The sequence below is a fragment of the Streptomyces sp. NPDC006265 genome (assembly GCF_040613555.1).
GTDB lineage: Bacteria > Actinomycetota > Actinomycetes > Streptomycetales > Streptomycetaceae > Streptomyces.
Genome location: NZ_JBEXSH010000108.1, coordinates 1 through 15,784, shown reverse-complemented (window position 1 = coordinate 15,784; position 15,784 = coordinate 1). Strand labels below are relative to the sequence as shown.

Genomic DNA, 15,784 nt, shown 5'->3' with positions numbered 1-15,784 from the left:
GCTCCGGCCGACGAGCCCGCGCCCGGACCCGCGGGGTACCCCGACCCGGGCACGGATGCGCGCGCCGGGTCGCGTGCCGCGGCGCGCAACGGCTCGCACCGCAGGTCCGCACGCCGGCGCAAGGTGCGCTACGCCGAGCGCCCCGACAGCCCCATGCGGCGACTGCTCCCGCAGGCCTTGGTCGTCGCCTTCCTCGCGGGCGGCACCACGGCGTTCGTCGCCAAGGACAAGGCGATCGAGCTGAACGTCGACGGCGAGACGCGCACGCTGCACACCTTCGCCGACGACGTCACCGAACTGCTGACCGAGGAGGGCGTCGAGATCGGCGCCCACGACGTGGTGGCGCCCGGGCCCGGCACGGACATCAGCAGCGGCGACGAGGTCGCCGTGCACTACGCCCGTCCCGTGCGGCTCACCCTCGACGGACTCCGCCGTGAGCTGTGGACGACCGCCCACACGGTGGAGGGGGCGCTTCGGCAGATCGGGGTGCGGCAGGAGGGCGCGTACGTGTCCACCTCGCGCTCGCGGCGCATCGGGCGCGGGGGCCTCGCGCTGGACGTGCGGACCGAGCGCACGGTCACGATCATGGCGGACGGCCGCGCCCGCACCGTACGCACCAACGCGGCGACCGTACGGGAGGCCGTCGAGGAGGCCGGGATCACCCTGCACGGCCAGGACACCACCTCGGTCCCGCAGGGCAGCTTCCCGCGCGACGGGCAGACCGTGACCGTGCTGCGGATCACCGGCGGCAAGGAGGTCCGCGAGGAGCCGATCCCCTTCCAGGTGCGGCGCAGGGAGGACCCGACCCTGTTCCGGGGCACGGAGGTCGTGGAGCGGGCGGGCGAGCCCGGCCTGCGCCGGATCACCTTCGCCCTGCGCACGGTCAACGGCGTGCGGCAGAAGCCGCGTCAGATCAGGTCCGAGGTGGTGCGCGAGCCGCGCGCGCAGGTGGTGAAGGTCGGCACCAAGCAGCGCCCGGCCTCGGTACAGGGCGCCGACCACCTCGACTGGCAGGGCCTCGCGGCCTGTGAATCCGGCGGCCGGCCCGACGCGGTCGACTCCTCCGGCACCTACGGCGGCCTCTACCAGTTCGACACCGGGACCTGGCAGGCCCTCGGCGGCAGCGGGCGCCCCCAGGACGCCCCGGCGGCGGAGCAGACCTACCGGGCGAAGAAGCTGTATGTGCGGCGCGGGACCAGTCCGTGGCCGCATTGCGGGGGACGGCTGCGCGGGTAGGCCTCGACGCAGCCCCCCGTACCCTTGTCCCCGTGACCAGCAGCCCCACCCCCGACGCCCTTCTGGGCCCCGCCGACATCCGCGAGCTCGCGGCAGCCCTCGGCGTGCGCCCGACCAAGCAACGCGGACAGAACTTCGTGATCGACGCGAACACCGTCCGCCGTATCGTCCGCACCGCACGGGTGCGCCCCGACGACGTGGTCGTCGAGGTCGGCCCGGGCCTCGGGTCGCTCACCCTCGCACTGCTGGAGGCCGCCGACCGGGTCACGGCGGTGGAGATCGACGACGTACTGGCCGGCGCCCTGCCCGCGACCGTCACGGCCCGCATGCCCGAGCGCGCCGACCGGTTCGCCCTCGTCCACTCGGACGCCATGCACGTCACCGAGCTGCCGGGCCCCGCCCCGACCGCGCTGGTCGCCAACCTGCCCTACAACGTGGCCGTCCCGGTGCTGCTGCACATGCTCGACACCTTCCCGACCATCGAGCGCACCCTCGTCATGGTCCAGGCGGAGGTCGCCGACCGGCTCGCCGCCCCGCCCGGCTCGAAGGTCTACGGCGTCCCCTCGGTCAAGGCCAACTGGTACGCCGAGGTCAAGCGCGCCGGTTCCATCGGGCGGAACGTGTTCTGGCCCGCGCCCAACGTCGACAGCGGCCTGGTCTCCCTGGTCCGCCGGAGTGAGCCGCTGAAGACGACGGCATCCAAGCGCGCGGTGTTCGCCGTCGTCGACGCGGCGTTCGCCCAGCGCCGCAAGACGCTGCGGGCCGCACTCTCCGGCTGGGCCGGATCCGCCGCTGCGGCCGAGGAGGCCCTGGTCGCCGCCGGGGTCTCGCCGCAGGCCCGGGGCGAGTCGCTGACCGTGGAAGAGTTCGCGCGTATCGCCGAGCACAAGGCGAACCGCCACCAGGAGAAGGAGACCGCGTGAGCGTCACGGTCCGCGTCCCCGCCAAGGTCAACGTCCAGCTGGCGGTCGGCGCCGCCCGCCCCGACGGCTTCCACGACCTCGCCAACGTCTTCCTCGCGGTCGGCCTCTACGACGAGATCACCGTCACCCCGGCCGACGAACTCCGCGTCACCTGCGACGGCCCGGACGCCGACCAGGTCCCCCTGGACCGTACGAACCTGGCGGCGCGGGCCGCCGAAGCGCTCGCCGAGCGGTACGGCCGCAGCCCCGACGTCCACCTCCACATCGCCAAGGACATCCCCGTCGCCGGCGGCATGGCGGGCGGCAGCGCGGACGGCACCGGCGCCCTGGTGGCCTGCGACGCGCTGTGGGGGACCGGCGCCTCCCGCGCCGAACTCCTGGAGATCTGCGCCGAGCTGGGCAGCGACGTGCCGTTCAGCCTGGTCGGCGGGGCCGCCCTCGGTATCGGACGGGGCGAGCGGCTGACCCCCCTGGAGGTCGGCGGCACCTTCCACTGGGTGTTCGCGATGGCCGGGCGGGGCCTGTCCACCCCGGCCGTCTTCCGTGAGTTCGACCGGCTCGGCGAGGGCACGGACATCCCCGAACCGGTCGCCTCCGGAGAACTCCTCGCCGCCCTCGCCAAGGGCGACCCGGACGCGCTCGCCGCCGCCGTCTCCAACGACCTCCAGCCGGCCGCCCTCTCCCTCTTCCCGGAACTCGCCGGAACCCTGGCCGCGGGCCGGGCCGCCGGCGCCCTCACCGCACTCGTCTCGGGCTCCGGCCCGACCACCGCGTTCCTGGTCCGCGACCCGGAGTCGGCCGCCGCGGTGGCGCAGGCCCTGCTGGCGTCCGGGACGTGCCGGACGGTGCGCACGGCGTCGGGACCGGTCCCCGGGGCGACGGTGGCAGCCGCCGGATAATCACGTGCCCCGGCAGCCGCCCGTTGTCTAGGCTCCCCCGGTCGTCGACGAGGGGGAGCACAGGCGTGGAGCGACTGGTCGAGGCCGTGCGGCGCGGAGACCCGGACGAGGTCCGGGACCTGCTGGACGACGGGGCCGACCCGGACACCCTCGCGGAGGGCCTGCCGGTCCTCTGCCTGGCCGTGGCGGCGTACGACACACCCGTCGCCGAGGCGCTGCTCGACGGCGGTGCCGACCCCCTGCGCCCGCTGCCCGACGGGAGTACCCCGCTGACACGGGCCGTGGACGGCGGGGCACACCTCCTGTCCTATGCGCTCGCCACCAGCCGGATCCCGCTCTCGGCACCGGCCCGCGCAGACATGCTGGCCCGGGCCCGGCGGTGGGCCGAGGCGGGTGCGGAGGCCGAACTGCGCCGCATCACGGGCCTCACCGGGCCCATCGAGCGGATCAGGGTCGTGGACGACGAGATCGGCTGGTGGTGCGAGCAGCTCACGCTCGGCGGAACGACCGTGCGCGACGAGCACGGGGCGATCCTCACCTCCATGGAACAGCGCTACGGGATCCGTACGCCCTTCGACGAACTGGTGGACCGGGCCCTCGTCCATCCGGACCGTGGCCACGTGGTCTGGTCGGACGTGGTGTTCACCCTCGGCCGCCGGCTGGACGAGGAGACCTGGCAATGGACCCGGGACCTCCTCAACCACCCTGACCGGCTGCACCGGCTGCTCGCGGCGGAGATCCTGCTGTTCCTGATCCTCGGCGACCCCCTCAAGGGGGGTGATCCGTTCTGGGAGCGCGGCAGGGAGCTGGTGCCCTGGGCCGAACAGGAGGAGGACCCGGAGGTACTGGCCGCCCTCCTGAACGCGATGACCCACGACAGCGCCCCCGAGATCGAGGCCGTGGGACTGTCGCACCTCACCCACCCGGACCCGAGGGTGCGCTCCCGGGTGCCGGACACCCTGGAGCGCTCCCAGGTCCGCCCCGAGGGCCTCGCCACGGTGCTCACGCTGGCCGGTGACGAGGACTCCGGCGTGCGCGAGGCGGCGTGCCGCTGGCTCGGGCACTACCGGGGGAGTGAGCCCGAGGTGGGGGACGCCCTGGTCACCCTGACCCATGACGAGCGTCAGGAGATCCGCATCTGCGCCGTGTCCGGCCTGGCCTACCGCGACGATCCGCGCTGCGTAAAGGCCGAGCACCGGATCGGCCCCCGCGACCCGGATCAGCCGTTCGACGAGAGGCTGATGGACGTGTGGCGCTACCAGCGCCGCCGGGAGGACGCCGAGGGCTCCTGAACGCCCCGGCCGGAGCACCCCCGCGCGCGACTACCCTGGAGGGTCGATCCATCCCCCTTGGCAGGAGAGTAATGGCCGTCAACCTGGTCAATGTCGAGAACGTCAGCAAGGTGTACGGCACCCGCGCCCTGCTCGACGGCGTCTCCCTCGGCGTCTCCGAAGGGGAACGCATCGGTGTCGTGGGCCGCAACGGCGACGGCAAGACCACGCTCATCCGCATGCTCGCCAAGCAGGAGGACGCCGACACCGGGCGCGTCACGCACTCGGGCGGGCTGCGACTCGGCGTGCTCACCCAGCACGACTCCCTCGACCCCGAGGCCACCGTCCGCCACGAGGTCATCGGCGACATGGCCGACCACGAGTGGGCCGGTGACGCCAAGGTCAGGGACGTGCTGACCGGCCTGTTCGGCGGTCTCGACCTGCCGGGATTCCCCAGGGGGCTGGACACCGTCATCGGCCCGCTCTCCGGTGGTGAGCGGCGCCGGATCGCCCTGGCCAAGCTGCTCATCGAGGAGCAGGACCTGCTCGTCCTGGACGAGCCCACCAACCACCTCGACGTGGAGGGCATCGCCTGGCTCGCCCGGCATCTGCAGACCCGCAGGTCGGCGCTGGTGTGCGTGACCCACGACCGGTGGTTCCTCGACCAGGTGTGCACGCGCATGTGGGACGTCCAGCGCGGCGCGGTCTACGAGTACGAGGGCGGCTACTCCGACTACGTCTTCGCCCGGGCCGAGCGCGAGCGCATCGCCGCCACCGAGGAGGCCAAGCGGCAGAACCTGGTCCGCAAGGAGCTGGCCTGGCTGCGCCGCGGGGCGCCCGCCCGTACGTCCAAGCCGCGCTTCCGCGTCGAGGCCGCCAACGAGCTCATCGCGGACGTACCGCCGCCGCGGGACAGCAGCGAGCTGATGAAGTTCGCCTCCACCCGGCTGGGCAAGACCGTGTTCGACCTGGAGGACATCACCGTACAGGCGGGCCCCAAGGTCCTCCTCAAGCACGTCACCTGGCAGCTCGGACCCGGTGACCGGATCGGTCTCGTCGGCGTCAACGGCGCCGGCAAGACGTCCCTGCTGCGGGCCATGGCCGAGGCCGCCAGGTCCGATGGCGAGACCCAGCCCGTCGGCGGGCGCGTCCGCGTCGGCAGGACGGTGAAGCTGGCCTACCTGTCGCAGGAGGTCACCGAACTCGACCCGGCCACGCGCGTGCTGGAGGCCGTGCAGCAGGTCCGCGAGCGCGTCGACCTCGGCAAGGGACGCGAGATGACCGCCGGGCAGCTGTGCGAGACGTTCGGCTTCACCAAGGAGAAGCAGTGGACGCCCGTCGGCGACCTGTCCGGTGGTGAGCGCCGTCGGCTCCAGCTGCTGCGCCTGCTCATGGACGAGCCCAACGTCCTCTTCCTCGACGAGCCCACCAACGACCTCGACATCGAGACGCTGAACCAGCTGGAGGACGTGCTCGACGGCTGGCCCGGCTCGATGATCGTCATCTCCCACGACCGGTTCTTCATCGAGCGCACCACCGACCGGGTGTTCGCCCTGCTCGGCGACGGCGCCCTCAGGATGCTGCCGCGCGGCATCGACGAGTACCTGGAGCGGCGGCAGCGCATGGAGGAGGCCGCGGCCGCCTCGGCACCCGCCGCCGTGTCGCAGACCGCCGGCCCGGAGAAGAGCGCCGCCGACCAGCGCGCCGCCAAGAAGGAGCTCCAGAAGATCGAGCGGCAGCTCGACAAGGTCTCCGAGAAGGAGACCAAACTCCACGCCCGGATCGCCGAAAACGCCACGGACTTCACAAAGGTGGCCGAACTGGATACAGAGCTACGGGAGTTGGCCGGTCAGCGTGAGGAGTTGGAGATGCGCTGGCTGGAACTGGCCGAGGATGCGTGAAGGGTGCGTGAAGGCGCATAACGACGGCATCACGGGCCGGTCCTCCCTTGGGAACAGGGGGTGATCGGCCCGGTGTGCTGTCGGAACCTGGTGATAGAAAGAGGCGTCTTAGAACTTTATGAAGCGACTCTGAGCCCATCGTGTACCTCAGGGCGTGGCTAAAAATCAGTGATCGAACGGGGGAGCCGCTGATGACTCAGCCGCCCAGTCAGCCGCCGCACGGTGGCTTCGGAGCACCGCAGAACCAGCCGCCGCAGGGCGGTGGTTACGGGGCACCGCAGACACCGCCGCCGCCCCAGGGCCCGCCCCAGACGCCGCCGCCCCCGCAGGGCCCGCCGCAGCCGGGGTACGGCTACCCGCAGCAGCCCGGTCCGTACGGGCAGCCGGGGCCGTACAACCCCGGCCCCTACGGCCAGCCGCAGCAGCCGGGGCCGTACGGCCAGCCCGGGTACGGCTATCCGCAGCAGCCGCAGTACCCGGGCGCGCCCGGCACCCCGCCCGGAGGCGGCTCGAGCAACCCCTTCAAGGGCAAGCCCGCCCTGATCATCGGCGCCGCGGTCGCCGTGCTGCTCGTGGTCGCCGGCACCGTGTGGGCCGTCACGGGCGACGACGGGAAGGGCAAGAAGAAGCCCGTCGCCCAGAAGAGCGATGACGCCAAGCCCGGCTCCTCCGCCCCGGTCAACCCCGGCGACGGCAGCGGCGACGGCGGCGAGGACCCGGAGGACCTCAACGCGGGCCGCCAGGCCGGCGAGGCCAAGGTCCTCTGGTACAAGGAGGCGCCTGACGCCCCCGGTTCCGGTGCCGACGCCGACGGCATGTGGATCACCGACAAGACCGCGGTGAAGGCCGCCTACAAGCAGCTCTTCGCCTACAACGTCGGTGACGGCAAGCCGTCCTGGGACGCGATCACCTTCCCGCAGAAGATCTGCGCGACGACCCCGCAGAAGACGTCCGACGACAAGATCGTCGTCGCGTACATGAGCGGCAGCAGCGACCGCGCCAAGTGCAACCAGCTCCAGGAGATCGACCTCGGCACCGGCGAGAAGGGCTGGAAGGAACAGGTCGCCGACGGCGCCCTGTTCGACTCCACGCTCTCCGTCGAACTGTCCATCACCGGCAAGACCCTGATGGTGGGCCGCTCCCAGTCCGGCACGGCGTACGACGTCACCAACGGCGACAAGCTCTTCGACAAGAAGAAGTACGGCAACTCCTGCTTCCCCGCCGCGTTCGCCGGCGGCGAGAAGCTGATCGCCGTCTCCTCCTGCGGCGCCGGCACCGACAAGGAGCACGACGAGGTCCAGGAGCTCGACCCCACGACCGGCAAGGCCAAGTGGACCCAGCCGTTCGACAAGGGCTGGCGGGTCGCGCGCACCTACTCGGTCAGCCCGCTGGTCGTCTACAGCACCAACGAGGACAAGAAGGCCTGGAACATCTCCACCTTCACCTCCGGCGGCAAGTTCCGTTCGCAGGTCGGCTTCGACGAGGACTTCGCCCCCGAGTGCGGCTGGGCCATCCTCGAGCGCAACCTCACGGGCTGTCAGGGCGTCGCCGTGGACGACACCACGCTGTACCTGCCGACCAAGGCCACCACCGGCGCCAACGAGATCGTCGCGGTCGACCTCGCCAACGGCAAGGAGAAGTGGCGCGTGAAGTCGCCCTCCGACGAGTCGATGCTGCCGGTGAAGACCGAGGGCGGAAAGCTCATCGCCTACGTGGAACCGTCGTACGACGCGGGCGGGCAGATCGTGTCCATCCCGACCGGCGGCAGCAGCCACAAGCCGTCCAAGCTGCTGCAGAACCCCGAGGGTGCCGCGGACATCGAGAACAGCTTCTTCTCCAAGGACATCGACTGGGCCGACGGGCGCTTCTACATCTCGACGACCCGGCTGAGCGGGAACGACGACACGAAGGAGAAGTTGATGCTCGCCTACGGCAAGTGACTCTTCCTCCTCCTTCCGAGATTCCCCCGTCGCCCGTCCCCTTACCCGAGGTACCCACGTCATGACCCAGCCGCCGCCCCCGCCGCCCCAGCAGCCCCCACAGGGGGGCGGCTTCGGGCCGCCCCAGGACCAGCCGCCGCAGGACCAGCCGCCGCAGACGCCGCCGCCCGCGGCCGGGCCGAACCTCGGCAAGGCCCCGGAGCCGGGGTACGGCTACCCCCAGGCGCCGCAGGCTCCGCAGATGCCTCCGCCCGCCGCGCCGCAGACCCCGCCCACGCCTCCGCAGGGGTACGGGTATCCGCAGGGGGCTCCGGCGTCCCAGCCCCCGCAGCCCCCGCAGGCACCGCAGGGCCCGCCCGGCTACGGCTACCCCGGTCAGCAGCCGGGGGCGTACGGGCAGCCGCAGCAGGCGCCCTATGGCCAGCCGGGCTACGGCCAACCGGGCTATGGGCAGCCGGGCTATGGGCAGCCGGGCTACGGTCAGCAGCCCGGTTACGGCTATCCGCAGCAGGCCATGCCGCACCAGCCGCAGGCCGGACAGCCGGGCGGCGGCGGGAAGTTCAACGCCCAGATGGCGATCATCGTCGCCGCGGTCGTGGCGATCGCCCTGATCATCGGCGGCGGTGTCTGGTACGCCTCGTCCGGCAAGGACGAGGGCCGGCAGAACGACACAGCCGGCCAGAGCGGCGGCACCGGCGGCACGGACGACGACAACGGCGGCACCACCTCCGGCAAGGAGAAGGCGCCGTCCGACCCCAACGCCAAGGTCCTGTTCCAGGTCCCGGCGCCCGAGGTGAAGAACGACAGCACGGTCGTCGTCTCCGGCTCGTGGCTCACCGACAAGGCGTACGTCAAGAGCGGCATCGCCCAGATCGTCGGCTACGACCGCGACAAGGGCGGCGAGCTGTGGAAGCTGCCGCTGTCCGGGCCGGTCTGCCAGGCCAGCCGCCACGTCACCGACGACAACCTGACGGCGATCCTCTACCAGCCGGCGATGCCCACCAAGGCCGACCCCTCGCACGGGTGCAGCCAGATCGCGCTCATCGACCTCGACGCCGGCAAGAAGCTGTGGACGAAAACCGTCAAGACCGGTGACCAGCAGATCAACTTCGACAACATCACGATCAGTGGGAAGACCGTCGCCGTCGGCAGCACCAGCGGCGGCGCCGCCTTCGACGTCTCCGGCAAACTCCTGTGGAGCCCGAAGCCGACCGACTCCTGCTACGACGCCGGGTACGGCGGCGGCGAGAAGCTGGTCGCGGTGCGCAAGTGCGGCTCGTACGACCAGCGGCAGCTGCACATCCAGACCATCGACCCGAAGTCCGGGAAGGTGATCTCGGAGTACAAGATGGCCGAGGGCATCGAGTACGCCAGCATCGTGTCGACCAACCCGCTGGTCGTGGCCGCCGACGTCGGCGACTCCGCGGGCGACGGCAGCGGCATCTCCGACTTCTTCTCCATCGACGGCAAGACCGGCAAGCTGCGCACGCGCATCTCCGCGCCGGGCGAGCAGTTCGCGGCCCGCTGCGAGGGCATCACCCGCGTCGAGGCCTGCAACCTGCTGGCCGTCGGCAACGACCGGCTGTACCTGCCGACCGAGGAGCACGACGGCACCGGCAAGTACAGCCAGACCAACGAGATCGTCGCCTTCGACCTCGCCACCGGCAAGCAGACCGGGCAGCGTGCCGACGCGGGCGACGGCTACACGATCTCGCCGCTGCGCATGGACGGCGGCAACCTGATCGCGTACAAGCGTCCGCCCTACGACAAGGGCGGACAGGTCGTGAGCATCGCCGGGGGCAGCTTCAAGCAGACGACGCTGCTGCAGAACCCCGCGACGAGGTCGGTCCGCGACGTGGAGACCGACATGTCGCCGGAGTACTCCGAGTTCCTGTACGCCGAGGGACACCTGTACATGTCCAAGGTGTATGCGAGCAAGCGGTCGACGGTGCGGGAGAAGGAGTACCTGGCGGTCGGCTTCGGCACGAGCTGACCGGGCTGATCGGGCTCTGATCGGGTACTGACCGGTTCTTGATCGACTGGTGGCTGATGTGGCCCCGTCCCTGTTCAGGGGCGGGGCCACAGCTGTTTGGCGCGGTCAACCTGGAATGCGAGGAATTTCGGCGATCCGGGGCGATTCTCGCCGGTAGGGGGAGCGCAACGTCGAACAAGCGTGTAGCTTCCGGGGGCATGAAGGCGGGGGAGCCGGGGGGCTTCCATGGGGGGCTGGGGTGACTGGGGGGTTGCTCGATGGGAGTGCGGCTGATGGTGGTCGACGACCACCGATTGCTGGCCGAGGCGTTGGCTTCGGCGTTGAAGCTGCGGGGGCACCGGGTGCTGGCCGCGGCGGCGCCGGCCGCGGGGGCTGCGGAGCTGGTGATCACGCGGGCGCCGGAGGTGTGCCTGTTGGGGACGGCGGCCCCGGCCGAGCCGGGGGTCTTCGACCCGGTGGTGCGGATCAAGCGGGAGCGGCCGCAGGTGGCGGTGCTGGTGCTGGGGCCGGTGCCGAGCCCTCGGGGTATCGCGGCGGCGTTCGCGGCGGGGGCGTCGGGGTACGTCCGGCACGATGAGCGCATAGAGGGTGTCGAGCGGGCGATCATGAAGGCGCGCTCGGGGGAGGCGGCGGTGGCGCCCCAGCTGCTGCAGGGGGCGTTCAGCGAGTTGCTCAACCCGGCGGCCCAACCGGACGACGAGGGCCAGCGGTTGCTCCAGATGCTCACGCCGCGGGAGGTGGAGGTGCTGCTGCGCGTCGCCGACGGCGAGGACACCCGCCTCATCGCGGCGGGCATGGGCATAGCACCGTCGACGGCGCGTACGCATGTCCAGCGGGTGCTGATGAAACTGGACGTGGGTTCCCGCCTGGAGGCGGCGGCGCTGGCGGCCCGGACGGGGTTGCTGGACCGGGCGGGTGGCGCGGTGCGGCGCGATCCGTGAGGTGCGTGGAGGTCCGCGTCTGTTTCGCCTGACCGTCGGGTGTGGGTCGGGGCCGCGCCGTGTCCGTCCTCGGAACGGCGCGATGGGGGTAGCCCCTGCTCATCCTCGGGCTTCAGCCCGAGGTGCAAGTCAATCCACCGGCTCGTCGTGCTCCGGCTCAACCCCCGGAGGGGCCGGCGCCGCCGGCCGCAGCTTGAGCCATGCCAGGAAGAACAGGCCTAGCAGGAGCATCCCCAACCCGGTCCAGAGGTTGATGTTGACGCCCGCAGCCTTGTCGATGTCCGCGTCGGACGCCGTCAACCCCGCGATCGTCACGATGACGCCGTAGACCACGAACAGGCCGCCGATGATCCGCCGGATGTCGAACAGCCGCGCAGCGGTCGCCGACTTGCCCTGCAGCTCGGTGATGTCCCGCTGCAGGTCCTTCTCGGAGTGGGACTCGGACATGTGCGATCAATCCTCCGTCGGTCAGAACGAGAACGGGATGTAGCAGGCGGCGGCCAGGACGACCGCGCCCCAGCCCAGCAGCGCCGGCTTGCGGTACCAGGCCTCGTCCCCCGGCGCGGGCGGCTCCGCCATGCCGGGTGAGGTCGTGCCGTAGACCAGTCCCTGCAACTCCTCGGCCGGCTTGGGCGCCGTGAACAGCGACACCGCCACCATGACGACCGCACCCGCGACGAAGCCCGCGATCGCCGACACGAAGTTGGCCCCCTGGTCGGAGGGGATGTCGATGATGTCCTGCTGGTAGAGGACGAAGTAGTTGACCATCGCCGCGGTGGTGCCCGCGAGCAGCCCCCAGAAGCCCGACTTCATCGAAGCCCGCTTCCAGAACATGCCGATGATGAAGACGACGAACATCGGCACGTTGAAGAAGGAGAACAGCGTCTGGAGGTAGGCCATGATGTTCGAGAAGGACCGTGCGAGGAACGCCGTGCCGATGGAGGCGAGGACACCGACCGCGGTGATGAGCCGGCCGAAGCGCACGTAGTACTCGTCCTCGCGGCCCTTCACGACGTACTTCGCCCAGATGTCCGTGGTGAACACGGTGTTGAAGGACGACACGTTGGCCGCCATGCCCGCCATGAACGCCGCGAGCAGTCCGGTGACGGCGATGCCCAGCACACCGTTGGGCAGCAGTTGTTCCATCAGGTAGGGGATGGCGTCGTTGTACTGGAGGTCGGATCCGGAGGTGCCGATCTTCGGGACCAGTACCGCGGCGACCAGGCCCGGGATCATGACGAGGAACACGATGAAGATCTTGGGGAACGCGGCGATCAGCGGGGTGCGCTGGGCCGCCGAGAGGTTCTTCGCGGACAGCGCGCGCTGCACCTCGGCGAAGTTCGTCGTCCAGTAGCCGAAGGAGAGGACGAAGCCGAGGCCCAGGACGATCGTCAGCCAGTTCGCGCCGAGCGGGTTGTCGCTGCCGATGCCCGTGCCGCCCCAGGAGGTCATGAAGTCGGCGCCGTGGCTCTTCGTCAGGGAGTCGGACAGGCCGTCCCAGCCACCGACCTTCTTCAGGCCGAGGAACGTGATGGGGATGAGCGCCGCAAGGATCACGAAGAACTGGAGGACCTCGTTGTAGATCGCCGAGGACAGGCCGCCGAGGGTGATGTAGGCGAGGACGAAGAAGCCGGCGACGACGATCGCCACCCACTCAGGCCAGCCCAGCAGTGCCTCGACGACGATGGCCAGGGCGTAGAGGTTGACACCGGCGATGAGGATCGCGGCGAAGGCGAAGAGGATCGAGCTGAGGAGGTGCGCCGCCTTGTCGAAACGCAGGAGCAGGAACTCCGGCACCGAGCGGACCTTGGAGCCGTAGTAGAAGGGCATCATCACCAGGCCGAGGAAGACCATGGCCGGGATGGCGCCGATCCAGTACCAGTGCGTGGTGTAGACGCCGTACTGGGCGCTGTTGGCGGCCATGCCGAGGATCTCGGTGGCGCCCAGATTGGCCGCGATGAACGCGAGGCCGGTCACCCAGGCGGGCAGCGAACGGCCGGAGAGGAAGAAGTCGAGACTGGTCTTCACCGAGCGGCGGGCGGCGAAGCCGATGCCGAGGACGACGACGAAGTAGATGCCGAGGATCGTGTAGTCGAGCCAGTTCGTGGGGAGTCGCAGCTCGGCCGACAGATATGTGGGGGTCTGCATGAGCCCTCGCTTCGTTGCGTGAACCGATTCCACGCCGAATCTTCTTCTCCGCCTTTTAGCGGTTGAACACGTCCGATGACGCTCTTTGTTTGATTGTGATGTTGACGATTGGGGCGGGTCGTGTTTAGGTATGTTGGGTTCTGTTTGAAGGACAAGGAGTCCGGCGTGAAGAAGACCTCGACCCGACTGGCCGACGGTCGCGAGCTCATCTACTACGACCTGCGTGACGACAGCGTGCGGGACGCGACCGACCGCCGGCCGCTGGACCGCACCGTCACCACGTCCGAGATCCGCCGCGACCCCCTGCTCGGCGACTCCGTCGCCATCGCCTCGCACCGCCAGGGCCGCACCTACCACCCCCCGGCCGACGAATGCCCCCTGTGCCCCTCCGAGGGCGACCGGCTGAGCGAGATCCCGGACTCCTCCTACGACGTCGTCGTGTTCGAGAACCGCTTCCCCTCGCTCGCCGGCGACTCGGGCCGCTGCGAGGTCGTCTGCTTCACCTCCGACCACAACGCGTTCTTCGGCGAACTCACCGAGGAGCAGGCGGGCCTGGTGCTGGATGCGTGGACGGACCGCACGTCGGAGCTCTCGCACCTCCCCTCCGTCGAGCAGGTGTTCTGCTTCGAGAACCGGGGCGCCGAGATCGGCGTGACCCTCCAGCACCCCCACGGGCAGATCTACGCCTACCCCTTCACCACGCCCCGCACCGCCCTGATGCTCCGCTCGGTCGCGACCCACAAGGAGATGACCGGCGGGCAGAACCTCTTCGACGCCGTCCTGGAGCGTGAACTCGCCGGTGAGCGGGTCGTCCTGGAAGGTGAACACTGGGTCGCCTTCGTGCCGTACGCCGCGCACTGGCCGTACGAGGTCCACCTCTACCCCAAGCGCCGCGTGCCCGACCTGCTCGGCCTGGACGAGGGGGCGCGCACAGAGTTCCCCAAGGTCTATCTGGAACTCTTGAGGCGCTTCGACCGGATCTTCGGTGAGAGCGATTCCCCGACGCCGTACATCGCGGCCTGGCACCAGGCACCGTTCGGCGCGCTGGAGGAGTTCGACGGGGTCGTGCGCGAGGACTTCGCGCTGCACCTCGAGCTTTTCACCATCCGCCGCACTTCCGGCAAGCTGAAGTTCCTCGCGGGTTCCGAGTCCGGCATGAACGTGTTCATCAACGACGTGCCGCCGGAGCGCGCGGCCGAGCGACTGCGAGAGGTAGCGAGTTCATGAGCGGGAAGTACCTGGTGACGGGCGGCGCGGGATACGTCGGCAGCGTGGTCGCGCAGCACCTGCTGGAGGCCGGTCACGAGGTCGTCGTCCTCGACAACCTCTCCACGGGCTTCCGCGAGGGCGTCCCCGCGGGCGCGACGTTCGTCGAGGGCGACATCCGCGACGCCGCCAAGTGGCTGGACCCCTCCTTCGACGGCGTGCTGCACTTCGCCGCGTTCTCGCAGGTCGGCGAGTCGGTCGTGAAGCCGGAGAAGTACTGGGACAACAACGTCGGCGGCACCATGGCGCTGCTGGCCGCGATGCGCGAGGCCGGCGTCCGCAAGCTGGTCTTCTCCTCGACGGCCGCGACGTACGGCGAGCCGGAGCAGGTCCCGATCGTCGAGTCGGCGCCCACGTCCCCGACCAACCCGTACGGCGCCTCGAAGCTCGCGGTCGACCACATGATCACGGGCGAGGCGGCGGCGCACGGCCTCGGCGCGGTCTCCCTGCGCTACTTCAACGTGGCGGGCGCGTACGGCGCGTACGGCGAGCGCCACGACCCCGAGTCCCACCTGATCCCGTTGGTCCTCCAGGTCGCGCAGGGCAGGCGCGAGGCGATCTCGGTCTTCGGCGACGACTACCCGACGCCGGACGGCACCTGCGTGCGTGACTACATCCACGTCGCGGACCTGGCCGAGGCCCACCTGCTGGCCTTGACGGCCGCCGCGCCCGGCGAGCACCTGATCTGCAACCTCGGCAACGGCAACGGCTTCTCGGTCCGTGAGGTCATCGAGACGGTCCGCACGGTGACGGGCCACGCGATCCCGGAAGTGGTCGCCCCGCGCCGGGGCGGCGACCCGGCGGTCCTGGTGGCGTCGGCCGACACGGCCCGCGAGAAGCTGGGCTGGAACCCGTCCCGCGCGGACCTCGCGGGGATCGTCGCGGACGCGTGGGACTTCGCGCAGAACATCTCAAGGGAGCAGTAGTGGGCGCACAGCAGGTGCGGGACGGTTTCGAGGAGCTCTACGGAGCCGTCCCCGAGGGTGTCTGGGCGGCCCCGGGCCGCGTCAACCTCATCGGTGAGCACACCGACTACAACGACGGCTTCGTGATGCCCTTCGCGCTGCCGCACACCGCGGTGGCGGCCGTCTCCCGGCGCACGGACGGCGTGCTGCGGCTGCACTCGGCGGACGTCGAGGGCGGGGTGACCGAGCTCCGCATCGACGACCTGGTCCCCGGGTCGGACAAGAACTGGACGGCGTACCCGGCGGGCGGGCCTCCTCGGAGTCGAGCAGCGACTGCTCCGGGGCGCCGTCCTCGCTGACC

Annotated in this window: 12 protein-coding genes and 1 pseudogene; 11 read left to right on the top strand and 2 right to left on the bottom strand. The window is 70.7% G+C overall.

Annotation, left to right across the window (positions count from 1 at the left end; all coding sequences use genetic code 11):
* The 8 genes from ABZ281_RS12170 to ABZ281_RS12135 form a co-directional block, all read left to right on the top strand.
* Positions 1–1,236 (top strand): ubiquitin-like domain-containing protein (locus ABZ281_RS12170; protein WP_356654646.1); only part of this gene is annotated, 1,236 nt, incomplete at its 5' end.
* A 32-nt stretch (positions 1,237–1,268) separates the two neighbouring features.
* Positions 1,269–2,159 (top strand): 16S rRNA (adenine(1518)-N(6)/adenine(1519)-N(6))-dimethyltransferase RsmA, encoded by an 891-nt coding sequence (rsmA, locus tag ABZ281_RS12165; RefSeq protein WP_356654644.1) that lies wholly within the window; start codon positions 1,269–1,271, stop codon positions 2,157–2,159.
* Entirely contained in the window at positions 2,156–3,058 is a 903-nt protein-coding gene (locus tag ABZ281_RS12160; RefSeq protein ID WP_356654642.1) for a 4-(cytidine 5'-diphospho)-2-C-methyl-D-erythritol kinase, read from the top strand. The genes rsmA and ABZ281_RS12160 overlap by 4 nt, the downstream gene beginning before the upstream one ends.
* A 65-nt stretch (positions 3,059–3,123) precedes the next feature.
* Complete coding sequence (locus tag ABZ281_RS12155) at positions 3,124–4,350, top strand: hypothetical protein (protein ID WP_356654640.1); 1,227 nt, start codon at positions 3,124–3,126, stop codon at positions 4,348–4,350.
* A 71-nt stretch (positions 4,351–4,421) separates the two neighbouring features.
* A complete protein-coding gene (locus ABZ281_RS12150; protein WP_356654638.1) occupies positions 4,422–6,230 on the top strand; it encodes an ABC-F family ATP-binding cassette domain-containing protein in 1,809 nt (602 codons plus the stop codon).
* A 191-nt stretch (positions 6,231–6,421) separates the two neighbouring features.
* The gene (locus tag ABZ281_RS12145) at positions 6,422–8,170 is read left to right on the top strand and encodes a PQQ-binding-like beta-propeller repeat protein (RefSeq protein ID WP_356654636.1); all 1,749 of its coding nucleotides are present in this window, start codon (positions 6,422–6,424) and stop codon (positions 8,168–8,170) included.
* 61 nt (positions 8,171–8,231) lie between these two features.
* Complete coding sequence (locus ABZ281_RS12140) at positions 8,232–10,163, top strand: PQQ-binding-like beta-propeller repeat protein (RefSeq protein ID WP_356654634.1); 1,932 nt, start codon at positions 8,232–8,234, stop codon at positions 10,161–10,163.
* 257 nt (positions 10,164–10,420) lie between these two features.
* The gene (locus tag ABZ281_RS12135; RefSeq protein WP_356654632.1) at positions 10,421–11,104 is read left to right on the top strand and encodes a LuxR C-terminal-related transcriptional regulator; all 684 of its coding nucleotides are present in this window, start codon (positions 10,421–10,423) and stop codon (positions 11,102–11,104) included.
* A gap of 129 nt (positions 11,105–11,233) precedes the next feature.
* On the opposite strand, the gene ABZ281_RS12130 is transcribed toward ABZ281_RS12135, so the two are convergent.
* Together ABZ281_RS12130 and ABZ281_RS12125 are read right to left on the bottom strand one after the other, a co-directional pair.
* On the bottom strand, positions 11,234–11,551 hold the full coding sequence (locus tag ABZ281_RS12130) for a hypothetical protein (protein WP_356654630.1): 318 nt from the start codon (positions 11,549–11,551) through the stop codon (positions 11,234–11,236).
* A gap of 21 nt (positions 11,552–11,572) precedes the next feature.
* Positions 11,573–13,252 (bottom strand): sodium:solute symporter family protein, encoded by a 1,680-nt coding sequence (locus ABZ281_RS12125; RefSeq protein ID WP_356654628.1) that lies wholly within the window; start codon positions 13,250–13,252, stop codon positions 11,573–11,575.
* 165 nt (positions 13,253–13,417) lie between these two features.
* Here ABZ281_RS12125 and galT point away from each other — a divergent pair, with 165 nt between their 5' ends.
* The 3 genes and pseudogenes from galT to ABZ281_RS12110 form a co-directional block, all read left to right on the top strand.
* Positions 13,418–14,479: a galactose-1-phosphate uridylyltransferase gene (galT, locus tag ABZ281_RS12120; protein ID WP_356654626.1), complete on the top strand. Its 1,062-nt coding sequence runs from the start codon at positions 13,418–13,420 to the stop codon at positions 14,477–14,479.
* Entirely contained in the window at positions 14,476–15,444 is a 969-nt protein-coding gene (gene galE, locus ABZ281_RS12115; protein ID WP_356654624.1) for a UDP-glucose 4-epimerase GalE, read from the top strand. Before galT ends, galE begins: the two co-directional genes overlap by 4 nt.
* Positions 15,444–15,731 (top strand): annotated as a pseudogene (locus tag ABZ281_RS12110) (galactokinase family protein); the annotation flags it as partial. The gene galE and the pseudogene ABZ281_RS12110, both read left to right, overlap by 1 nt.
* Between the last annotated feature and the right edge of the window lie 53 nt (positions 15,732–15,784).